Genomic DNA, 21,544 nt, shown 5'->3' with positions numbered 1-21,544 from the left:
TTGTCGATGACTTGTCTGTACAGGACCCTGTCGCCGTACTCGCCGGACCCCAGTCCTTGGAGGAACCCTTGCGGCGAAACCGACTCCCCGCCCTGTTCGCGTCCCTGGCTGTCGCTGCCGGGGCGCTGCTCGTCCCCGCGCTCACCGCGACCGCGGCCCACGCGGCGGCCAAGACGCCGAAAGTCCTGGTCATCGGCATCGACGGACTGCTGTTCGACCGGATCGCCCCGGCCGACGCCCCCACCCTGGACAGCCTGATCGCCACCGGCTCGTCGAGCAAGACGGTGCTCTACGACAACCCCTTCGCGCCCACCCTGTCCGGCCCGGGCTGGGCCACCCTGGCCACCGGAACTTGGCCAGACAAGCACCGCGTGCTCAGCAACAGCTGGGGGAGTTCCACCAACCTGGCGACCTACCCGGACTTCCTGACCCGGATCGAGTCGGCCCGCCCGGCGCTGTCGACCTTCGCCGCGGCGACCTGGGACCCGCTGGTCAACGACTCGGCGGGCAAGGCGATCTTCTCCGGCGCGGTCGACGCGCGCGCCAACGGCGCCAACGACACCGACACCACGACCCAGACCGTGGCGCGGCTGCGCGACGTCGGCCCGGACGCGAGCTTCGTGGTCCTCGACGACGTCGACGCCGCCGGGCACAACTGCGGTGCCGCGACCACCTGCTACCTCAACGCCATCGCGGCGACCGACCAGCGGGTCAAGCAGTTCGTCGACACCATCCGGGCCCGGGCGACCTACCCCAACGAGGACTGGACCATCCTGGTCTCGGCCGACCACGGCCACACCGACGCCGGTGGCCACGGCGGTCTTACCCCGCCGGAGCGCGCTTCGTTCATCATCCGCAACGGCCCTGGCACCACCCCGGGCACTCCTGCCATCGCGCCTAAGAACGTCGATGTGGCCCCCACCGTGCTGTCCCTGCTTGGTGTCGCCATCCCCGCTGCGCTCGACGGTCGAGTGCTGGGTACCGCTACCGGCGACCCCTTCGACGGTCTTATCGGCTCGCTGCAAACACGCGTAGACGAAACCGGTATTCCCACCTCGGTGCGCGGTTGGACCAAGACGACCCCGTCCGGCTGGATCATCGACAACTCCGCGATGGGCACCGGCGGGATGGCTGAGTGGCGCGGCTGGTCCTTCGCCACCGACGACTTCTGGACCCGGACCGAGACGGGGCAGAGCCGCGAGAACAACGTCCGCGCTCGAGGCGTGTTCGCCGTCGCCGACTCGGACGAGTGGTCGGACAAGGCCACCTCCGGCGCCTTCAACAGTGCGCTGACCTCGCCCGCGGTCACCGTCTCGGGTAAGGCCACCCTCAAGATCGGCTTCAGTTCGCACTACCGCAAGGAAGGCAACGAGACCGCCACTGTGACGGTGTCCTTCGACGGTGGCGCCGCCAAGACCGCGCTGACCTACACCGGTGACGCCATCGCGAAGATCGAGGCGCTCTCGGTCGCTGTGCCCGCCGGGGCGCAGTCCGCGAAGGTCACCTGGCGGCTGAGCAACGGCGCCAACAACTGGTACTGGGCGGTCGACGCGCCCACCTTCGGCACCGCCTGACCGGCAGCGTGATCTCCGGCACGGGTCCCCGCGACAACACGTGCGATCATGGGACCCGTGTCGGGGACTCGGCTCACCGCGTTCGTCCGCGGGCACGTCCAGGGTGTGGGTTTCCGCTGGTGGACGCGCTCGCAGGCGTTGCGCCTCGGGCTGCTCGGCTGGGCCCGCAACACCGACGACGGGCGGGTCGAGGTGGTCGCCGAGGGGCCGCGCGAGCGGTGCGACGCGCTGCTCGACGCGCTGCGCTCGGGGCAGACCCCGGGCACCGTCGTCTCGGTCGTCGAGCGGTGGGATCCGGCCAAGGGGAACCTGAGCGGGTTTCTCGAACGTTGAGTGACCGGGTCCACAGTGAACCAACCGGCACCGGGAGGCGTAAGCCCTGAACGTGGGGAGCCCGGGGCAGGACGACGAGTTCGTCCGAGAGCTCTACAGCCGATACCGGCGACCGCTGCTCGGCTACGTGCTGCGCGCGGTCGGCGGAGACCACCAGCGCGCCGAGGATGTCGTGCAGGAGACACTGTTGCGGGCATGGCGCCACGCCGGGTCGCTCGAGGCCGACAAGGCCGGGCCCTGGCTCTACACCGTCGCTAAGAACCTGGTGATCTCCGGCTACCGCAGGCAGAGCGCGCGGGTCGCCGAGGTGCCCATCGACGGTGCCGACTGGCCGCGCGCGGGCGACGAGTTCGAGCAGGTCCTGCAGGGCTGGCAGGTGGCGGAGGCCATGCGCGCGCTCTCCCACGACCACCGCGCGGTGATCGCCGAGCTGTTCTACCGCCGCCGCACCGTCGCCGAGGCGGCCAAGGTGCTCGGCGTCCCGGCGGGCACGGTCAAGTCCCGGTCGTTCTACGCCCTGCGCGCCCTGCGCGACGCGCTCGAGGAGCGGGGGGTGACGGAGCTGTGACCTGTTCGCACACCTTCTCGCTGGGGGCCTACCTGCTCGGCGCCCTCGACCCCGCGGAGCGCTCCGCGTTCGAGGTGCACGCCGCCGGGTGCGCGGACTGCCGCCGCGAGCTGGTCCGGCTGGCCCCGCTGCCCGGTCTGCTGCACCGCATCTCCGCCGCGGACTTCGAGGACACCCCCGAGGTGCCCGCCGACCTGCGCGCGGTCGACCAGGTCGACCCGCCCAGCTGGTACGACGACGACCCGCTCGACGCGGAGCCACCCGCCCCGGTGCCCGCCCCGGCCCCGGTCGCGACCGCGGTCCCGGAGATCGACATGTCCCGGCGGGCGCGCAGGTGGGCCCTCATGGCCGCTGCCGCGGCCGTGGTGGTCGCGCTCTCGGTGGGCGGCGTGCTGGTCTACGAGCGGCTGCACGAGAAGGAGGGCCCGCAGCCGGTGATGGTCAGCTGGTCGGCGACCGACCCGGCCAGCGGGGTCCGCGCCGACATCGACCTCACCGACCGCGCCTGGGGCACCGAGGTCAAGATCCGCCTGCACGACGTGCCGCCGGGCAAGCCGTGCAAGCTGGTGGTCCGCGGCCGCGACGGCTACCCGGAGGTCGCGGGCTGGTGGGCGACCAGCTACGGCGAGGGCGAGTCGATCCCGGGCAGCACGTCGATCAACCTGACCAGGATCTCCCGGGTCCAGGTCATGACCGACGACGACATCGTGCTCGTCGACATCCCGGCACCGTCCTGATCCCCGCTGTTCGGACACCGCTGTTCGGACGCCGCGGTTCGGACACCGCTGACGCACCCGACACCTCGCACCGCCCGGACACCCGCACCGCGCTGACCAGCGGTGACGGGAAGACCGCCCGGCCTTGTGGGCCCCGCCTCCCCGGAACGGCCATCCGGCACGGGTAGTCTCGCTCGGATGACGGCGGCTCCTGTCCCAGCGGAGCCTCACCTGAAGGGTCCCGCCTCGTGCACCTCAAGAGCCTGACGCTGAAGGGGTTCAAGTCCTTCGCCTCGGCGACAACGCTCAAGTTCGAGCCGGGCATCACCTGCGTCGTCGGCCCTAACGGCTCCGGTAAGTCCAACGTGCTCGACGCGTTGCGCTGGGTGATGGGTGAGGGCAGCGCCAAGGGTCTGCGCGGCGGCAAGATGGAAGACGTCATCTTCGCGGGGACCTCCGGTCGCGCCCCTCTTGGCCGCGCCGAGGTGACCCTCACCATCGATAACGCCGACGGCGCGCTGCCCATCGACTACGCCGAGGTGTCGATCACCCGCCGGATGTTCCGCGACGGCGCCAGCGAGTACGAGATCAACGGCCAGGGCTGCCGCCTGATGGACGTCCAGGAACTGCTGTCGGACTCCGGTATCGGCCGCGAGATGCACGTCATCGTCGGGCAGGGCCAGCTGGCGGCGATCCTGGAGTCCAAGCCGGAGGAGCGCCGCGCGTTCATCGAGGAGGCCGCAGGCGTCCTCAAACACCGCAAGCGCAAAGAGAAGGCCATTCGCAAGCTCGACGCGATGCAGGCCAACCTGACCCGGCTCAACGACCTCACCGCCGAGCTGCGCCGCCAGCTCAAGCCGCTGGGCAAGCAGGCCGAGATCGCGCGCAAGGCGCAGACCGTGCAGTCCGAGCTGCGTGACTCCCGGCTGCGCCTGTTCGCCGACGACCTCGTCACCCAGCGCGGCGACCTTGCCCGCGAAGAGGCAGACGAGAGCACCGCGCGACGCAAGAGGGCCGAGGTAGAGCAAGCGCTGGAGATCGGGCAGGCGCGGCAGACCGAGCTTGAGGACAACCTCGCCGTCGACCAGCCGAAGCTCGCTGCTGCTCAAGAGACTTGGTACCGGCTTTCCGCGCTAGAGGAGCGACTACGCGGCACTGTCCGGCTCGCTGTCGAGCGAGCCCGGCACCTGTCGGCCGCGGTAGACGCACCGCGCGGCGGTCGCGACCCGGAAGAGTTGGAAGAAGAGGCCGAGCACACCGCGATGCGCGAGGCCGAACTGTTCGAGGCCGTCGCCGAAGCCCGCTACACCTTGGCCGAGTCGACCGAGCGGCGCGCCGAGCTGGAGCGGATGGTGCAGGCGGCCGAGAAGGCGCACATGGCCGCCGTCCGCGCCATCGCCGACCGCCGCGAGGGGCTCGCCCGCCTCGCCGGGCAGGTCGAGGCGTTCCGCAGCAAGGCGGGCGCCACCGACGAGGAGATCGAACGCCTGTCCTACACCCTCGGCGAGGCCAGTGAGCGCGCCGAGATCGCCGCCGAGGAACTGGCGGTCGCCCAGGAGGAGACCGGTGTCGAGGACACCGACGACGCCACCCTCGCCGAGCGCAACAGCCAGGCCAACTCCTCCCTGGACGCGGCCCGCGCCCGGGTCGAGGAACTGGTCCGGTCCGAACGCCAGGCGGAGAAGGACATCGCGTCCTGGCGGGCCCGGGTCGACGCGCTCTCCCTGGGCCTGTCCCGCAAGGACGGGGCGGGCGCGCTGCTCGCCGCCTCCGGCCGCCTGCCGGGACTGCTCGGGTCGGTCGCCGCGCTGTTGACCGTTGAACCCGGTGCCGAGGCCGCGCTGGCCGCCGCGCTGGGTCCGGTCGCCGACGCCGTCGCCGTCGCCGACCCCGACGGTGCCCTCGACGCCCTGCGGCTGCTGCGCACCGGCGACGCCGGGCGGGCCGGGATGCTCATCGGCGGCCCGGACACCCCCCTGGACCGCTCGACCTGGCCCGCGCTGCCCCCGGGCGCCCGCTGGGCGGTCGACCTCGTGCGCGCCCCCGACGCCCTGGTGCCCGCCGTGCACCGCGCCCTCGACCGGATGGCCGTGGTCGACGGCCTCGACCAGGCCAAGGACTTGGTCGCGCTGCACCCCGCGGTGCGCGCGGTGACCAGCGAGGGCGATGTCCTCGGCGCCCATTGGGCGGTCGGCGGGTCCGAGAAGGCCCGCAGCGTCATCGAGGTCCAAGCGGCCGTGGACGAGGCGAACGCCAAGCTCTCGGCGGCCGAGCGCGCCGCCGAGCAGGCCTCCGCCGCCCTGGAGGGCGCCCGCGCCGAGCAGCAGTCCCGGCGCACCGAGGTCGACGCGGTCAAGGAGGCCCTCAACGAGGGCAAGGTCCGCGCCGCCCGCTCCGCCGAGCGCCTCAACCGGCTGCGCGCGGCCGTGCGCTCCGCCGAGGCCGAGGCCGAGCGCACCCGCGGCCAGCGCGCCAAGGTCGAGCAGGCCCGCGCCGACGCCCTCACCCGGCTCGCCGAGCTGGAGGAGCGGCTCGCCGTGGTCGAGCAGGAGCAGGCCGTCGACGACGAGCCGGACTCCGCCGAGCGCGACGAGTTCACCGCCGCGCTCGCCACCGCCCGGCAGGAGGAGATGGAGAGCAGGCTGACCCTGCGCACCTCCGAGGAGCGCCACCGCGCGCTGCAGGGCAAGGCCGACCAGTTGCGCCGCGCCGCGCGCGCCGAGCGCGAGGCCCGTGAGCGCTCCGCCCGGGCGCTGGCCTCGCGCAAGCGCGGTGCCACCATCGCCGAGGCCGTCGTCGACGGCGGTGAGCTGGCCCTGCGCCGCATCGCCGAGTCCCTCGGCCGCTCCGCGCAGGAGCGCGACGCGATCCAGGCCCAGCGCGCCGAACGCGAGCGGGTGCTCGCCGAGGTGCGCGGCAAGGTCCGCGAGCTGAGCACCGAGCTGGAGAAGCTGACCGACGCAGTGCACCGCGACGAGGTGCTGCGCGCCGAGCAGCGGCTGCGGCTGGAGCAGCTGGAGACCAAGATCGCCGAGACGTTCGGCATCGGCTTGGAGGACTTGGTCGCCGAGTACGGCCCGCAGGTCCCCGTGCCGCCGAGCCCCGGCGAGCTCGCCGAGTACGAGGCAGCCAAAGAGCGCGGCGAAGAAGTGACCATGCCCGCGTCGACCCCGTACGACCGCGAAACCCAGGCGCGGCGGGCCAAGCGCGCCGAGCGCGACCTGTCGCTGCTCGGCAAGGTCAACCCGCTGGCGCTGGAGGAGTTCGCCGCGCTGGAGGAGCGCTACAAGTTCCTCTCCACCCAGCTGGAGGACCTCAAGGCGACCCGGCGCGACCTGCTGACGGTCATCAAGGAGGTCGACGACAAGATCCTCGAGGTTTTCGCCTCGGCCTACGAGGACGTGGCGCGCGAGTTCATCACCGTGTTCAACGTGCTGTTCCCCGGCGGCGAGGGGCGGATGATCCTCACCGAGCCCGAGGACATGCTCAGCACCGGCGTCGACGTCGAGGCCCGCCCGCCCGGCAAGAAGGTCAAGCGCCTGTCGCTGCTCTCCGGCGGGGAGAAGTCCCTGGTCGCGGTGGCCATGCTGGTCGCCATCTTCCGCGCCCGGCCCTCGCCGTTCTACGTGATGGACGAGGTCGAGGCCGCGCTCGACGACACCAACATGCGGCGGCTGATCGGCCTGCTCGAGCAGCTGCGGGCCAGCTCGCAGCTGATCATCATCACCCACCAGAAGCCGACCATGGAGATCGCCGACGCGCTCTACGGGGTGAGCATGCGCGGCGACGGCATCACCCAGGTCATCTCCCAGCGCATCCAGCGCTCCGCCCGGGCGGAGGTCCCCTCGGTCGCCATCCCGGCAGCCGCGGCTGCACCGGCGGTGGAGTCCATCCCGGCCGCGCCCGCCCCGGTCGAGGCGGATGCACCCGAGGCTGTTGAGCCTGCCGCCCCCGAAGCCAATCTTGAGTCCAAAGAGGCGGTTGAGCCTGAAGGGACTGTTGGGGCTACCGAGCTCGCGCCCGCTGAGTCGGAATCCGCTCCGGCGGAGTAAGAGCCCGAGCGTCCCAGCCGGACAAATCCCGCCTGGACCTCCCTGTGGACAAAGGAAAGCCCCGGCCGCTGGGGGTGCGGCCGGGGCTTTGGTCCGTCTTGGCTCAGGCGGCCGGGTAACCCGGGGCCGGGGGAGCCTGCGGCGGGACGACCTTGCGGGTGTTGGCGAACGCCAAGCCCGCGCCCACCGCGGAGGCGATCGCCGCGAGCAGACCGAGGTAGAGGCCGAAGCCCGCGCCCGCGGAGAAGTTGTCGTCACCGACGCCGTAGCTCGAGGCGCTGGGCAGGGTCAGCCAGCGGATGAGCAGGATCACCACGGCACCGGCGGCGAGGCCGAGCCAGATGGTGACCAGGTTCGGCACCGCGGTCCCGAAGTGCGGCAGCAGCAGGATCACCGCGGCGGCGACGAGCAGCAGCACGGGCAGCCAGCCGCCGATGCCCAGGCTCCACGCGCTCGCCGACTGGTTGAAGCCGAAGCCGAGCCCGCTCGGGCCGTCGTAGCTCACCGAGTACCACGAGAAGAAGCTGAAGATGAACGCCAGCGCGCCAGCGCCGATACCCGCCCACTCGATCGGGGTGACGCGCTTGGGGTCGAAGTTAGCCATCGGCTGGGGCCTTCCTGGGGAGATCTCTGGGGTAGCGCAAACCCGCGCGCACGTGCGGGTCGCGGTGAGGATCGCACAAAGTATGGGCTGATCCGATCGTTTCGCAAATAACGGGACCGTCTCGGGTCGACGAACGCGCCCATCCGGGCCACCGGTGGTCGCCGATCGGTGCCGACGCGCTGGGCACGGTCACTGCCTGCGGCGACGTGGTCGCCGTGCGCAGCCGGACCGTCCACATGGAGCGGTGCGGTGCCCGTCCCGGATCGTGGACACCGCTCGGCGGGCCCGCGCCGTCGGTAATCCGGTCGCGCCGGGGCGTGTGCGGCGTTCACGATTTCGACCATGTATTCGATACGCGCCGCCACTGAGGCGGACCTACCCGCCGCGGTCGAGCTGGTGACCCGGCTGCAGGCCGACCCCGGCCACCACGTCGGCTACCACGGCACCACCGGGGAGGAGGTCGCCGAGGAGCTGACCCGGCTGACCCCCGACTGGGCCACCGGCGCGGTCGTCGGCGTGGACGGGCACGGCGCGGTGCGCGCCCTGCTCAGCGTCGAGGCGGACCCCGAGCAGGGCAGGGCCTGGCTGTACGGGCCGTTCGTCGACGTCCCCGCCGGGCACCCGGCTGCCCGCCAGGTCTGGCACAACACCGCCGACGACCTGCTCGACCTGGCCACCGGCTCACCGCTGCTCGCCGGGATCACCGACCTCGAGCTCTACGGGCACCGGCTCAACCGGCTGCTAGGCGACTTCGCCGCCAGGCACGGGTTCGCCGCAGGCGCCGCTAGCCGGGTGTTCACCCTGACCGGTGCCGCGCTGCGGTCGGTCCTCATCAGTGCGGCCGAGGACACCGTTGGCCCGCGCAAGCTCAACGGCGACCCCGCTACTCGAGCGCAGGTCGTCGATCTGCACGAGCGATGTTTTCCCAACCGCAGCGCGAGCGGTGAGCAGGTGGTCGCCGGAACCCGCGGCCACACAGTGGTAGTGCTAACCGGCGCTGATGGCGTTATCGGCTACGCGGCAGGGTTTGTGCAGCAAGAGGAGCTGTACGTGGACTACGTCGCCGTCGACCCCAACATGCGCGACGCGGGCGCGGGCCGGTCGCTGGTGCGGGCGCTGCTGCGCACCCTGGCAGCCGAGCAGGGTGTGCGGTGCCAGGCCGCGGCGGTGATCGCGCTGGGCAACGACGCCTCCGAGCGGATGTTCACCGCGCTCGGGTTCACCCTCCACCTGGAACTGGTCGCCTACCGGCTGCGGTGATCGGCGGTTATCGTGGCGCCGGTTGTTGATCATCTCTGGCGAGGAGAGCCGCATGCCCAACCGCCGTCAGGTCCTCACCCTCGGTGCCGCGGTCGTCGCGTTCGACGCGCTGGGCCTGGGCTGGGTCACCCAGGCCCAGGCCGACGCCGGTGCCGCCGGGATCCCGGTGCCGCACCTCGACGGTGAGCTGGTCACCGACGCGGCCGCGCTGGCCGAGGCCGCCGACGACTACGGCCAGATCGCGCACCGCCGCCCCCGCGCGGTGCTGCGGCCGGGATCGGTGACCGACGTGCTGAAGGTGGTGCGGTTCGCCGCCGAGCACCGGATCCCGGTCGCCGTGCGCGGGCAGGGGCACTCGACGTACGGGCAGGCGCAGGCACCGGCCGGTGTGGTCATCGACTCGCGGACGCTCGCGGCGGTGCACCGGGTCTCGGCGGCGGGCGCGGTGGTGGACGCGGGCGCCACGTGGCTGGAGGTCACCAAGGCGGCGCTGGCTGCCGGGTTGGTGCCACCGGTCGCGACCGACTACCTGGGACTGTCGGTGGGCGGCACGCTGTCGGTCGGCGGTGTCGGTGGTGCCACCTCGCACCACGGGATGCTCGTCGACACGGTGCGGGAACTGGAGGTCGTGACCGGCGAGGGGAAGCTCGTCCGGTGTTCGCCGACCGTCGAACGGGACCTGTTCGAGGCCGTGCTCGGTGGCCTCGGCCAGTACGCGGTGATCGTGCGGGCGACCCTGCGGCTGGTCCAGGCCCCCACAACCGCCCGGATCTACCACCTCAGCTACCCGGACCTGCGGTCCATGACCGCCGCGCAGCGGATCGCGCTGGCCGATGGTCGGTTCGACTACCTGGAGGGTCAGGTTGCCTGGACCGGCAGCGGTTGGGGCTACCTGCTGGAGGGCGGCATCTACCACTCCGCGAGCACGCCCGACGACAACGCCGTCTTACGCGGTTTACCCAAGGCCGCCAAGACCGAGATCACGCCGATGCCGTACTTCGACTGGCTCAACAGGGTCTACGCGGTCGTCGAGCAGTTGCGCCCTCTTAAGTTCCCCAACCCTTGGCTCAACCTGTTCCTGCCGGACCGTGTCACCGACTCTTACGTCGAGAGTCTGCTCGCGAAGCTCACGCCAGCGGACACCGGCGGCGGCCCGATCTTGCTGTACCCGTTCGCCAGCAAGCGAATCACCCGGCCGATGGTGTCGCTTCCCGATAGCCCTGTCGTGTTCCTCTTGTCCATCCTGCGCGTGGTAGCCCCGCCGGACCAGGCCGTGGTTCAGAAGTTGTTGGCCGATAACCGTTCCGCCTATGAGCGGGCACTGGCGGTCGGCGGCACTCAGTACCCGATTGGCTCTATCCCGAGCCGACCAGGGGACTGGCAGCGCCACTACGGCGCCACCTATAGCCGCGTGCGCCGCTTGAAGGCCAGGTTCGACCCTCGCGGCATCTTGGCCCCGGAGCAAGGCATCTTCTAAGCAGGCTTGTTCTCGGTCGGGTTGCTCTCGGTAGGGCTATGTGTGCGGTGGCGCAGGGAGAGCAATCCGCCCACGAACAGCGTCACCGCCACCCCCAGCGGCGTGTACCAGGGGAACGCCAGCGCCACCGAGTCCTTGCCCGGCTTGGTGAAGTCCACGCCGAGGAACACCCCGGTCGACTTGCTGAACCTCAGCGCGAGGATCACGAACGCCATCACCGCCACCGTCACCAGGAACGCGGCGATCGCGTCGGCCTGCCGCGCCCGCTTGGCCACCAGCCCGAGCACGAACGCGCCGAGCAGGGCGCCGTAGGTGTACCCGGTGATGGCCAGCGCGGTCTCGACGATCGGGTTCTTGGTCGTGGTGAACAGCGACGCGAACACGATGAGGGCACCCGCCCACACCACCGTCCACAGCCGACCCAGCTTCAGCTTCTCGGCGTCGGTCACCTCCCGGCGCACCACGCGCTGGTGGATGTCGGAGACCGTGGAGGAGGCCAGCGCGCCCAACGACGAGCTCAACGCGGCGGCGAGGATGCCCGCGATCACGAAGCCGGACAGGCCGCTGGGCAGTTCGGTCACCACGAACGAGGCGAACAGCTCGTCCGGTGCGGTCAACCCCAGCCCCGAGACCGGGTCCAACCCCCGGTAGAACGACCACAGCATGGTGCCGATGAGCAGGAACATCCCGAACTGCAGGAACACCACGACACCGCTGGCGATCAGCGCCTTCTGGCTGGCCCGCACGTCGTTGCAGGCCATGAGCCGCTGCACGACGAGCTGGTCGGCGCCGTGCGAGGCCATCGACAGCACCGCCCCGCCCAGGACCGCGGTGACGGCCGCGTAGGGGTTGCTCAACGGCGCGGAGCTGAGGTCGAACAGCTGGGTCTTGCCCGCGTCGACCGCCGCGCCGAACCACCCGTCCGGCAGCCGTGTCGACAAGACCCAGATCACGGCTGCACCGCCCAGGACGTACCAGAGCATCTGGATGGCATCGACCCACACGACCGCGCGGACCCCGCCGAAGAACGTGTAGGCCACCATCGCCACACCTAGCACCGCGGTGATCTGCCAATAGGCGGCGTCCACTCCATACGCCGCCAGCACCACCTTCACCGGGATGGCCGTCGCGAAGAGGCGCACGCCGTCGGCGAGCAGCCGGGTGAGCAGGAACGTCACCGACGCCGTCGCCTGCAACCCACCCCCGAACCGTTGCCCCAGGTAGTTGTAAGCGGTGGTCATGTTCCCGGCGACGTAGCGCGGCAAGAGGACGAAGGCGACCACCGTTCGGCCGATGACATAACCGATCGCCAGTTGCAGGTAGGTGAACGCCCCGAGGTAGGCCACGGTCGGCACGCTCAGGACGGTCAGCGTGGACGTCTCTGCCGACACCACCGACAGGCAGGCCACCCACCAGGAGATCTTCCCGTCGCCGACGAAGTAGTCCTTCGCCGAGCGCTGCTTGCCGCCGATGAGCACCCCCAGCAGCGGCATGCCGACCAGGAACACCACGATGATCGCGAGATCGAGCACGCGCACGGAAACGACTCCCGCCGGGTTGGGGTACGGGGTGGGGCACAAGGTCGCCGAGGACTTATTGGACCATGACCGGCCCACCCCCGGCCGGTGTCGGGCACCGCGCGGACCCGGGATGCGAGGATGGCCCGGTGTCGAACACCCTGATCGTCGTCCTCGTCGTCGCGCTGGTGGTGCTGGTCGCCGCCCTGGTCTCCGGGGTGGTGCTCGCCAAGCGCAGGCGGATCAGCCTGGAGCAGCGCAAGCCGCAGGTCACCGAGCGCCCCAAGGGCGGCGGCTACCAGGCGGGCGGCGGGATCAGCCTCGCCAAGGGCGGCGCCGCGGCACCGCCGCACCCGGCTGGCGAGCGCACCGAGGTGGACGGCCAGCCCGGCGTCGGCGACGACGCGTCGGTGCCCCGCGACTCACCCAAGCGGCCGATCGTCGACATCACCCTGCCCGACACCGCGACGCCTGCCCCCGCCGAGCCCGACACCCGCGACTCCGCTGCGCCGGGTAGCACTGCGCCGGGTAGCACCGAGCCGGGTAGCACCGAGCCGGAGCTGCCCGCCGCCGAGCCCGCCATCCCGGCGCCGGTCGTCCCGGAGGTCGTCGAGCCCGAGGTCGCCCCGGCGCCCGCGGAACCCGTCGAGGAGATCGCGCCGACCTCCGGCCGGTTGGAACGCCTGCGCGGCAGGCTCGCCCGCAGCCGCTCCACCCTCGGCCAGGGCCTGCTCGGCCTGCTCGGCGCGGGCGACCTGGACGAGGACTCCTGGACCGAGGTCGAGGACACCCTGCTGCTCGCCGACCTCGGCGCCACCACCACCCAGGAGATCGTCGACCGGCTCCGCGCCGAACTCGTCTCCCGGGGGGTGCGCACCCCCGAGCAGGCCCGCACGCTCCTGCGCGAGGTCTTGGTGGACGCGCTGCGACCCGACATGGACCGCGCGGTGCGCGCGTTGCCGCACGGCGACGGGGATGCCCAGCAGCCCGCCGTCATCCTGGTCGTTGGCGTCAACGGCACCGGCAAGACCACCACGACCGGCAAGCTCGCCCGGGTCCTCGTCGCCGACGGTCGCACCGTCGTTCTTGGCGCTGCCGACACGTTCCGCGCCGCCGCCGCCGACCAGCTCCAGACGTGGGCCGACCGCGTGGGTGCCCAGGTGGTCCGGGGCAAGGAGGGGGCCGACCCGGCCGCCGTCGCGTTCGACGCGGTGAAGCTCGGCAAGGAGAGCGCCGTCGACACCGTCCTGGTCGACACCGCGGGCAGGCTGCACACCAAGACCGGCCTGATGGACGAGCTGGGCAAGGTCAAGCGGGTGGTGGAGAAGCAGGCCGAGGTGGACGAGGTCCTCCTCGTCCTCGACGCCACCACCGGTCAGAACGGGCTCACCCAGGCCAGGGTGTTCGGCGAGGTCGTCGCCGTCACCGGCATCGTGCTGACCAAGCTCGACGGCACCGCCAAGGGCGGCATCGTCTTCCAGGTGCAGCGCGAGCTCGGCGTCCCGGTGAAGCTGGTCGGCCTCGGTGAGGGGGCCGACGACCTCGCGCCGTTCGACCCGCGCGCGTTCGTCGACGCCCTGCTCGACTGAGCCGGTGGACCACACGAACGGGTGAGTCTCCTCCATCTGGATGAGGACACGGCGGCCCGACTGCTGCACCGTGTCCGGCCGTGGACCCCATCAAGCTGTGGCTCGTCGACGACCACACCCTGCTCACCGAGGCGCTGACCAGCAGGCTGGCCGCGTTCACCGACCTGTGGGTGGCGGGCCGCTGCCCCAGCGACGACCCGCGGCTGCCGATCCGGCTGGCCCAGGAGCGGCCTGCGGTCATCACCGTCGAGCCGGAGAGCGCCCGGGTGCCGACGCCGGAGCTGTTCGCGACGCTGCGCGCGGCCGCCCCCGAGGCCAGGCTGGTCGCGCTGACCGGCAGCAAGGACCCGGAGCGGGCGCTGGCCGCGGCCCGCCTCGGCGCGGACGCGTGGATCTCCAAGGCGTCCGGGATGGCCCACGTGGTCGAGGTGCTGCGCGGCGTGGCGCGCGGTGACGCCTGGTTCCCGCCGCGGCTGCTCGGGACCGTGCTGCGCGGGCTGCGGGAGGACGTCACGCGCTCGACCGACGGACCGCTGGACGCGCTGTCGGGCCGCGAGCGCGAGGTCCTCGTGTGCATGGTGGACGGGATGCACGGCCCGGAGATCGCCGAGCAGTTAGGACTGTCCACAAACACCGTCCGAACGCACACCCACAGCGTCTACGCCAAACTTGGTGTGCACAGCCGATTGCAGGCTGTTAGCGCTGCCCGGGCCGCTGGTCTGCTGCCCCGCCCGAAGGATCCCGTCCAGACGTCGTAGGTCGCCTCATCCAGCGGGGTGAGCCGGTTTGCTCCGTCGGATCCTACGGTCGCTGCGGTTGCTTCCGTCGGAGGCGGCGTGGGGGTGAAGCGGTGGGCGACGGCGGACCGGTGCCGAGGTGATCCCGGCATGGGTGGTGGCGGTACTGGTGGTGGGCGTCGGGTTCACCGTTGGCACCGTCTTCGGGTTCCTCCGGCGTGACCGCGAACACGGGTCGCCGCCGCTGGAGTCGGCCGAGCGGCTGCACACGTCGGTCGCTGTCTTTGTCCATGGGGGAGAAGGACCAGCGATCGCGGCGGCGGAGCGGCTGGTCAGCGGCGCGGACATCTATGTGGCGGACACCTACGTAGATGCCGCCCGTGTTCCGGTCGAGCGGTACGACTATGTGCTGCTGCTCGACTCGGAACACCGGCCGCATCCGCACTACCTCAGCCGGACCTTGCCGTTGTTCGAGGACCCCGATGTGGCTGCCGTCGCCGGGTACGCCCTCTTGGACTGGGCAGGCGCCCGCAGGACTCCATTGGCGCGGGTGCTGAACGCCTATCGGGCTCGTGCGCTCGCGTTGACCCAATGGCTGCTGACGGTCGCTCGAACACGTCCACGTACAGACGCTGCCCGGCTCATCCCCAGTCCGGCGCCCCTGCTCAGGTCGAGCGTGTTCGCCACCCTCGATTTCAACTTGGATCTCTCGCAGCAGATCTATAGGCGTCGTCTTGGCCGGGTTCTGGTCGTGCGGGGTGCTCTTGTCGACGTCCCCGCGCCGGACAGCTTGCGCACCTATAGCGCCCAAGTCCGTCTCTGGGCGCAAGGGTTCTGGCGGGCGGCGGGGCGCAATCGCTTTCCTAAGGGTGTCCCCGCGTTCGCTGTGGAGACCATCCTCGCCTCGGTCGTGTTCTTAGCTCTGCCGGTGTTGGCGATCACGGGCTTGATCACTGTCCCGGCATTGCTCCTCGGTGTGCTCTTGCCCGATGTCTTACTCACGGTCGTCGTGGCGATACGCCAGCGGGAGGCGCGGTATCTCCCCGTTGCCCTCTTGCTGCCATTCGTTCGCTTCCTCGACGCGGTTCTTGTGCTTAGCGCCTTGGTCCCGCGTAGATCTGCGGCGGTAGCGGGCTGGGTCCTCGCTGTCGCCTCAGCTGTTGTGTTCGTGTTCCGCGTGCACTTCATGGCCGTGCGGTTGCCCGTCACATCCCTCGAACCCTCGCTCGTCGATGCGGCCTATGCGCGCGTGGCGGGCCTGCCGGGCATCCCGGTCAGCTTCGACCTTTGGGCCACCAACTTCCAGGTTGTCCTCTACGGCGGAGTCAGTGGTTCCTTCGACCGGTACGACAGTGTCTTGTTCAGCGCCCGCGAAGCAGCCGTAGCCGCCTCCGCCGTGCTGGCCCTGTGCGTTCTGCTCACTGCTGCGTTGCTTCGGCTCCAGCCCCTCTTGCTCACAGCTGTGCTCCTTGGCTGCTGCGCCACGGCCCCGTTGTTCGCCACGGTCGAACCCGGCGGCTTCGCCGCTGCTTGGGTGGGCGTTGGCGCTCTCGCACTCGTCGCAGCCATCACGCGCCGCGACGTCAAGCCGGTCCCCGTGGTCATCATCGCCGCCGGGGCGGTAGTGCTGACAGCGTTGCCCAACCCCATCGCTCTCGCCGTCCCAGGGCTGTTGGTGGTGGCGATGGTCGCTATAGCCGTCGTCGTAGACCGGCTTCCGCAAGATGTGCGGCGCCCGGGGATCGCTGTGGCCGCACTGGCGGCGATCGCGGTCGTGGCGTTGAACATCAACACGATCCCGCCGGGCCACCCCGCCGTGGCCCACCGCGCCGCCGCCGAGTGGTTCGCCACGGCAGCGACCGACAGCATGGACCTCTCGGCGCCACCGTTGCTGTGGGCCGATCTCTCCCGGGACCTCGCCGACGCGGACGGGCGGGTCCGCCGCGACGGGCCCGCCCCGCTCTCGGCCAACGGCAACGGGCTCCCGGTGGCGACCTTCCCGGGCATCACCATCAGCCTGACCGCCGGGGGAGCGGGCTTCGTCGGCGACGGCAACCGGACCGTCGCCGGGGTCGACCTCGGCGCCAACACGAGGATCACCGCGCCCGAGTCGGTTCGCGCCGCGTTCCGCACCGGCCGGGTCGACTTCCGCGTCATGGCCGTGCTCGCCGAGATCAGCGCGCAGCACACCATCACCGTGGCGGAAGTGGCGAACCCCGGGCCGGAGGCCGACTCGGAACTGCCGCTGCGCACGGTAGTGCTGTCTGCCGTGGACGGACGACCCGTGACCGACCCGGCCATCGTCAAGGAACTCCAAGCCTGGCTCTCAGCCCAATTACCGCCTTACGCCCCCGACGACGCCCGCCTCACCGACCGCGGATTCGCCCTTTCATGGCGCCTCTCCGGCAACCCCGTCCCGAACTGACCTAAGGACCACCGATGCGCTCGACCCTGATCCTGCTCGTCGCGGCGATCCTCACCGCGGTAGGCGTTTCGCCCGCGCACGCCGCCACGGGTACCTACCTCCGGCTGGCCCACCTGTCACCAGACACACCCGCCGTCGATGTCACGGTCACCAACTTCGCCAGACCTGACTGGTCGGTGAAGCTCAACGGTGTCGCCTATGGCGCTGTCTCCGGCTACCAACGCGTCGAGCCGGGCACCTACACGATCGCCATGCGCCCAGCGGGTGCTGACCCCAAGACCCCGCCGGTCATCTCCGCGACCCTGCAGGCCACCGACGGCCGCGCGTACACCGTGGCCGGGCTCGGCAACTTCTCCGCGCTCGCGCTTAAGGTCCTCGACGACGACATCTCGCTCCCGCCTCAGGGACAGGCGCGGGTGCGCGTCGTCAACGCGGCCCCGAAGACCGGCGAGCTCAACATCGACCGGGCAGGCGTGCCTGTCATCGAGCGGGCCATCTTCGGCCAAGCGACCACCTACAGCCTGATCCCGGCAGGCGCGAGCGTCCTTCAGGTAGTCCCCAAGGACGCCACCCCCACGGACCTCCCGGTGTCCTTCGACCCAGGCGGCGTCTACACCGTCCTCGTCCTCGAGAAGAACGGCGCGCTCACCGCAGAGGTGAAGGCCGATGCCAAGGGTGCCGAGGTAGTGCCAACTGGCGGGGTTGAGACCGGAGAGGGCGGCACCAGCCCTGCTCTGGTCATCACCTTGGGGCTGCTGGCCGTAGCTGGGGCCGCTGGCGCACTCTTCACCATGCTCGTCCGTCGTCGCGGATGATCCTCAGGGTCGCGGTCGGTGCGTTGGGCGCGGTCGCCGTCTTGTTCTGCCTCGCCGTCACCGGCGCGGCAGAACATCCGGGCGCCGCTAGCCCCGCGAGCGCGCCCAGCGTCCCGACCTGGTCGGTGGGGACAACGGCGCCGGTGGCCGCGGTCGCCGACCCCAAACCCGTCCGACTGCGCATCCCGGCCATCGACGTCGACACCCCGCTGATCGACATCGGCACCGACGCCGCGGGCGCGCTCATCCCACCCACCGCGGCCGACGTCGCGGGCTGGTTCACCGCCGGACCCGTGCCGGGCGCGGTCGGCCCCGCCCTGCTCGCCGGGCACGTCGACTCCCACGCGGGCCCCGGCGTGTTCTACCGGCTGGTCGACCTGCGCCCCGGTGACCGCGTCGAGGTCGACCGCGCCGACGGCACCCGGGTCACCTTCGCCGTCGCGGCCACCACCCGCGCGCCCAAGACCGCGTTCCCGACCGACCTGGTCTACGCCCCCGCGCCCGGCCCCGAACTGCGGCTGGTGACCTGCGGCGGGGCCTTCGACCGCGCGGTCCGCAGCTACCGGGACAACATCATCGTCGAGGCCGTTCTCACCCTCGGGTGAGCCGAGATCACGCTGCGTCCGCCATTGTGGGGATAACAAGTCCGACATTCGGGTGAACCGCTACGCCGTTCGCGACGAATACCGCGAAACGCGCGTGCCCCGCGCACCGATCTCGCAAGTGGACTCTCCGCAGGGGGTGCCGGATGGACTGGCCGAACGACCGCAGGGTGGGCGCCGGGCGGCGCAGCACCGACGGGGTGCACCCGCTCGGGGCGACCCAGGACGTCCTGCACGACCTCGGCCACGAACTGGCCACCCTCGACCTGCTCACCACCGCCGTCCTGGCCGCGCCCGAGTTGGCCGCGTCGACCAGGACCCGGGTCGAACTGATGGCGGCCCAGGTCGCCCGGCTCGTCGACCTGGTGCACGGCACCCCGGTCACCGCCCCGGTCGACGTGCGGGCCCTGCTCGGCCAGGTCGTCGCGGTCGCCGCCGAGGCGGGCGCCCCGGTGCGGTTGGCGCCCGGCGAGCCGGTCACCGCGGCGCTCGACCCCGCCGTGCTGTGGCGGGTGGTGGCCAACCTGGTCGCCAACGCGGTGCGGGCGGGCGGTCAGGTCCTGGTCGAGATCACCGGTACCGACCCGCTGGTGGTCGAGGTCGTCGACACCGGCCCCGGCTTCGGCGCCGGTCCACCCGGTCGGTCCGGTCGCGGGCTGGGCATTGTGGACGGTCTGGTCCGGTCGGTGGGCGGCGTCACCCGGATCACCCGCGAACTACCGGCGGGTACGCGCATCCGGGTGGCCTTCGGCGTCGTTGAGCCCACCGAAGGCACCCCGGAGGCGACATGACCGACCTGGTGTTGTGCGACGACCACACCGTCTTCGCCGACGCGCTGAGCACCGTGCTCACCCAACACGGCTTCACCGTGCGCGCGGTGACGGCGACCGTCTCCGGCGCGGTCACCGCGCTGCGCGGCCTGAACCCCGACCTGTGCCTGCTCGACCGCGGCCTCGGCGACGGCGACGGCCTCCTCGCGCTCGAGGAGCTGACCAGGGCGAGCGCGCGCACCAAGATCCTCATGCTCACCGCGGACGAGAACCCCGACACGGCCGCCCGCGCGCTCGACGCCGGGGCGGTCGGCTACCTGCACAAGACCGGCAGCGTCAGCTCCCTCACCCAGGCCCTCCGGCGCGCTATGGACGGCGAGGTCGTGGTGGAGCTGCCCAGCCGGGGCGACCGACCCCGCTCACCGGACCTCGGCGACGCCCGCCGCCTCGCCGCGCACCTCACCCCGCGCGAACGGCAGTGCCTCGCCCTGCTCGTCGAGGGCGCCAGCACCGTCGCGATGCAACGCCGAATGGGCATCTCCTCGACCACCGTGCGCACCCACATCCAGGCACTGCTGACCAAGCTCGGGGTCCACTCGCGCCTGGAGGCGGCCTCCTTCGCCGTCCGCCACCGCCTCTTGGTCGACCCACCCCACCGGGCCACCGGGACCTGACCGACCAACCCGCGCGGGGGACCCGGCGCCGGTGATCCAACTGTCTGAATCGGCCCGCCGGGGTCACTATGGACACATGCGGACGACCCTCGACGGTGCCCTGATCGCCGGCCTCGTCGCCACCCTGGCCGAGACCGCGCCGGAGCCGTCCCCCGTGGACAGTCGAGCCGCCGTCCGCCAACCGGTGCACACCTGCCTGGTCCCGGTGGAGGACGCCACCGACGACATGCCCGCCCGCTGGGGTGCGCTCGCCGCCGCCGCTCTCGCGCAGTACGCCCCGGACCCCGCCGCGCTGGCCGGGATCGTCGGCCTACCCCCAGCTCTCGCGACGACCGTGTACGAGCGGGTGTGCGGCAAGCTCGCCACCGACCCGGTAGAGGACGTGCGGATCGACCTCAGCCACCGTGAACACGACACCGGCGATGCTGACGCTGCCCGCGCCGCCGAACTCTTGGCCCGTTGGTGCCTACCCGAGTCCGGCATCCGGGTCCGCTCGTTCGCCACGGCCGACTCCTTCCGCCGTGCGGTCCGGTCGCTCGACCTTGCCGTCACCTCTCTAGGCCGCCCGGTCACCCTGACCCTGCCTGAGGTCACCTGGACCGAACAGGTCAGCGTCATGGTTGGCCTCTTGGAGGTCCTTGAACGGCGGCTCGGCCTGCCCGATGGAGCCCTGCGATTCGAGATCGGCGTTGACACTGCCCGCGCTGTCGTCGATCACGTGGGGGGCGCCGCGGTACCGGCTCTAATCGCAGCCGGTGAAGGGCGCGTGTCCGGGCTCGTGTTCGGTGCGGACACTTACGCCGCCACCTGCGGTCTTACCGACGCTAGCGCCGACCACCCGGCATGTGACTTCGCCCGACATCTGATCCTGGTAGGCGCGGCTGGCAGCGGTGTCCGCCTCTGCGACAGCCCGACGACTCTGCTGCCGACAGAGGATGCCGTCGCCGAGGGGTGGCGCAGGCACTATCAGCAGGTTCGACGGTCGCTAGCGCTCGGCTTCCCACAAGGCGTGGACATCCACCCCGCCCAGCTTGTCGCCCGGTACGCCGCCGTGTTCACCCACCGGCTGGAAACTCACAGCGCGGAGAGCCTGGCCAACCTCTCCTCGGGCAGCTGACGGGGACAAGAGACGCACTTAGGTCCGCCGGTCGCTTCGTAGATCAAGCAGCAAGACCCTCGCCGCACGTAATCGCGGCCGTTGACGTTAACGAACCGCGGTGTCGGCAACTCCGGCATGTCCGCAGCCAGAGACAGCGCCAACTCCGGTGTCCCGCCCGACCACAGCACCCGGTTCGCCAGCGAATCCGCCGCCACCGCCCACAACGTCCGGGCCTTGGCGCCGGTCACCGCCGCGACAGCCGAGATCACTGATTCGAAAACTCCGCGCAACGCCGCCCCGGGCGCCGAGCACAACGAGTCCGAAGTGGCCGCCAAGATTCGCCCGTCAGGGTGCAAGTACAGGGTGACGGCGGCGGGGTCCAACGCCATCCCAGTCACCACAAGTGATTCGACCGTCGGCGCGGGCACCATCATGCTCGCCGAGTACCACCACAACACGCCCAGCACCCGCCGGTCGCGGAACCGGTACATCCGCCCCGCCGCGGTGATCTGCTCGGCCACCCAGTCCGCGTCCGACCCCCTGGACCCGGGCACCGGCGACAGGCCTACCGCCGCCGCGCCCACGTGATAGGGCAGCCGCGCGGCGATCGCCGCGTACACCTCCGGTACCCCGCTCATCGACGGCCAGGTTACAGACACGCTTCCGTAGTCGACCGCTCACTACTCGTGAGTGAAACCTGGCCGTAACACCGCTGAGTGCGGAGTTCACCGG

At 71.3% G+C, this 21,544-nt stretch carries 18 protein-coding genes; 15 read left to right on the top strand and 3 right to left on the bottom strand.

Features of this window, described 5'->3' with window-relative positions:
* Positions 1-68 precede the first annotated feature (68 nt).
* The 5 genes from LV75_RS31580 (at position 69) to smc (ending at position 7,243) form a co-directional block, all read left to right on the top strand.
* Positions 69-1,574 (top strand): alkaline phosphatase family protein, encoded by a 1,506-nt coding sequence (locus LV75_RS31580; protein ID WP_253891014.1) that lies wholly within the window; start codon positions 69-71, stop codon positions 1,572-1,574.
* A gap of 48 nt (positions 1,575-1,622) precedes the next feature.
* A complete protein-coding gene (locus LV75_RS31575; protein WP_253891013.1) occupies positions 1,623-1,907 on the top strand; it encodes an acylphosphatase in 285 nt (94 codons plus the stop codon).
* A gap of 52 nt (positions 1,908-1,959) precedes the next feature.
* Positions 1,960-2,475 carry a sigma-70 family RNA polymerase sigma factor gene (locus LV75_RS31570; RefSeq protein WP_253891012.1) on the top strand — a complete coding sequence of 172 codons (516 nt, stop codon included), beginning with the start codon at positions 1,960-1,962 and terminating at the stop codon, positions 2,473-2,475.
* The gene (locus LV75_RS31565; protein ID WP_253891011.1) at positions 2,472-3,212 is read left to right on the top strand and encodes an anti-sigma factor family protein; all 741 of its coding nucleotides are present in this window, start codon (positions 2,472-2,474) and stop codon (positions 3,210-3,212) included. Before LV75_RS31570 ends, LV75_RS31565 begins: the two co-directional genes overlap by 4 nt.
* A gap of 227 nt (positions 3,213-3,439) precedes the next feature.
* Complete coding sequence (gene smc, locus LV75_RS31560) at positions 3,440-7,243, top strand: chromosome segregation protein SMC (RefSeq protein WP_253891010.1); 3,804 nt, start codon at positions 3,440-3,442, stop codon at positions 7,241-7,243.
* 103 nt (positions 7,244-7,346) lie between these two features.
* Here the strand turns inward: smc and LV75_RS31555 are convergent, their stop codons facing one another.
* Positions 7,347-7,847, bottom strand: coding sequence for a hypothetical protein (locus LV75_RS31555; protein WP_253891009.1), 501 nt, complete (start codon positions 7,845-7,847; stop codon positions 7,347-7,349).
* Positions 7,848-8,189: 342 nt separating this feature from the next.
* Between LV75_RS31555 and LV75_RS31550 the strand changes: the two genes are divergently transcribed.
* A complete protein-coding gene (locus tag LV75_RS31550) occupies positions 8,190-9,107 on the top strand; it encodes a GNAT family N-acetyltransferase (protein WP_253891008.1) in 918 nt (305 codons plus the stop codon).
* Between the two features lie 52 nt (positions 9,108-9,159).
* Positions 9,160-10,584: an FAD-binding protein gene (locus LV75_RS31545; RefSeq protein WP_253891007.1), complete on the top strand. Its 1,425-nt coding sequence runs from the start codon at positions 9,160-9,162 to the stop codon at positions 10,582-10,584.
* On the opposite strand, the gene LV75_RS31540 is transcribed toward LV75_RS31545, so the two are convergent.
* Complete coding sequence (locus tag LV75_RS31540) at positions 10,581-12,122, bottom strand: sodium:solute symporter (protein ID WP_253891006.1); 1,542 nt, start codon at positions 12,120-12,122, stop codon at positions 10,581-10,583. The genes LV75_RS31545 and LV75_RS31540 overlap by 4 nt on opposite strands.
* Positions 12,123-12,250: 128 nt before the next feature.
* Between LV75_RS31540 and ftsY the strand changes: the two genes are divergently transcribed.
* The 8 genes from ftsY to LV75_RS31500 all read left to right on the top strand — a co-directional run bounded on the left by ftsY (position 12,251) and on the right by LV75_RS31500 (position 20,830).
* A complete protein-coding gene (gene ftsY / locus LV75_RS31535) occupies positions 12,251-13,690 on the top strand; it encodes a signal recognition particle-docking protein FtsY (protein ID WP_253891005.1) in 1,440 nt (479 codons plus the stop codon).
* 80 nt (positions 13,691-13,770) lie between these two features.
* A complete protein-coding gene (locus LV75_RS31530; RefSeq protein ID WP_253891004.1) occupies positions 13,771-14,448 on the top strand; it encodes a helix-turn-helix transcriptional regulator in 678 nt (225 codons plus the stop codon).
* A gap of 118 nt (positions 14,449-14,566) precedes the next feature.
* The gene (locus LV75_RS31525) at positions 14,567-16,852 is read left to right on the top strand and encodes a glycosyltransferase family 2 protein (protein WP_253891003.1); all 2,286 of its coding nucleotides are present in this window, start codon (positions 14,567-14,569) and stop codon (positions 16,850-16,852) included.
* A 14-nt stretch (positions 16,853-16,866) separates the two neighbouring features.
* Positions 16,867-17,667 carry a DUF4397 domain-containing protein gene (locus tag LV75_RS31520; RefSeq protein WP_253891002.1) on the top strand — a complete coding sequence of 267 codons (801 nt, stop codon included), beginning with the start codon at positions 16,867-16,869 and terminating at the stop codon, positions 17,665-17,667.
* The gene (locus LV75_RS31515) at positions 17,664-18,272 is read left to right on the top strand and encodes a class F sortase (RefSeq protein WP_253891001.1); all 609 of its coding nucleotides are present in this window, start codon (positions 17,664-17,666) and stop codon (positions 18,270-18,272) included. The genes LV75_RS31520 and LV75_RS31515 overlap by 4 nt, the downstream gene beginning before the upstream one ends.
* Before the next feature lie 143 nt (positions 18,273-18,415).
* Complete coding sequence (locus tag LV75_RS31510; protein WP_253891000.1) at positions 18,416-19,060, top strand: ATP-binding protein; 645 nt, start codon at positions 18,416-18,418, stop codon at positions 19,058-19,060.
* The gene (locus LV75_RS31505; protein ID WP_253890999.1) at positions 19,057-19,713 is read left to right on the top strand and encodes a response regulator; all 657 of its coding nucleotides are present in this window, start codon (positions 19,057-19,059) and stop codon (positions 19,711-19,713) included. The genes LV75_RS31510 and LV75_RS31505 overlap by 4 nt, the downstream gene beginning before the upstream one ends.
* Positions 19,714-19,789: 76 nt before the next feature.
* Entirely contained in the window at positions 19,790-20,830 is a 1,041-nt protein-coding gene (locus tag LV75_RS31500; RefSeq protein ID WP_253890998.1) for a DUF6986 family protein, read from the top strand.
* On the opposite strand, the gene LV75_RS31495 is transcribed toward LV75_RS31500, so the two are convergent.
* Complete coding sequence (locus LV75_RS31495) at positions 20,788-21,450, bottom strand: (2Fe-2S)-binding protein (protein WP_253890997.1); 663 nt, start codon at positions 21,448-21,450, stop codon at positions 20,788-20,790. The two genes, LV75_RS31500 and LV75_RS31495, sit on opposite strands and share 43 nt — an antisense overlap.
* Positions 21,451-21,544 lie beyond the last annotated feature (94 nt).

It is taken from the genome of Actinokineospora diospyrosa (genome assembly GCF_024171925.1).
GTDB lineage: Bacteria > Actinomycetota > Actinomycetes > Mycobacteriales > Pseudonocardiaceae > Actinokineospora > Actinokineospora diospyrosa.
Note: the sequence above shows the minus strand (reverse complement) of the source record. Positions and strands in the feature narration are given on the sequence as shown.

Excerpts from the sequence above, each read along its gene's own strand:
- LV75_RS31575 (WP_253891013.1), top strand. The coding sequence starts at position 1,623 with ATGGGACCCGTGTCGGGGACTCGGCTCACCGCGTTCGTCCGCGGGCAC.
- LV75_RS31555 (WP_253891009.1), bottom strand. The coding sequence starts at position 7,847 with ATGGCTAACTTCGACCCCAAGCGCGTCACCCCGATCGAGTGGGCGGGT.
- LV75_RS31550 (WP_253891008.1), top strand. The coding sequence starts at position 8,190 with ATGTATTCGATACGCGCCGCCACTGAGGCGGACCTACCCGCCGCGGTC.
- LV75_RS31545 (WP_253891007.1), top strand. The coding sequence starts at position 9,160 with ATGCCCAACCGCCGTCAGGTCCTCACCCTCGGTGCCGCGGTCGTCGCG.
- LV75_RS31520 (WP_253891002.1), top strand. The coding sequence starts at position 16,867 with ATGCGCTCGACCCTGATCCTGCTCGTCGCGGCGATCCTCACCGCGGTA.
- LV75_RS31515 (WP_253891001.1), top strand. The coding sequence starts at position 17,664 with ATGATCCTCAGGGTCGCGGTCGGTGCGTTGGGCGCGGTCGCCGTCTTG.
- LV75_RS31510 (WP_253891000.1), top strand. The coding sequence starts at position 18,416 with ATGGACTGGCCGAACGACCGCAGGGTGGGCGCCGGGCGGCGCAGCACC.
- LV75_RS31505 (WP_253890999.1), top strand. The coding sequence starts at position 19,057 with ATGACCGACCTGGTGTTGTGCGACGACCACACCGTCTTCGCCGACGCG.
- LV75_RS31500 (WP_253890998.1), top strand. The coding sequence starts at position 19,790 with ATGCGGACGACCCTCGACGGTGCCCTGATCGCCGGCCTCGTCGCCACC.
- LV75_RS31495 (WP_253890997.1), bottom strand. The coding sequence starts at position 21,450 with ATGAGCGGGGTACCGGAGGTGTACGCGGCGATCGCCGCGCGGCTGCCC.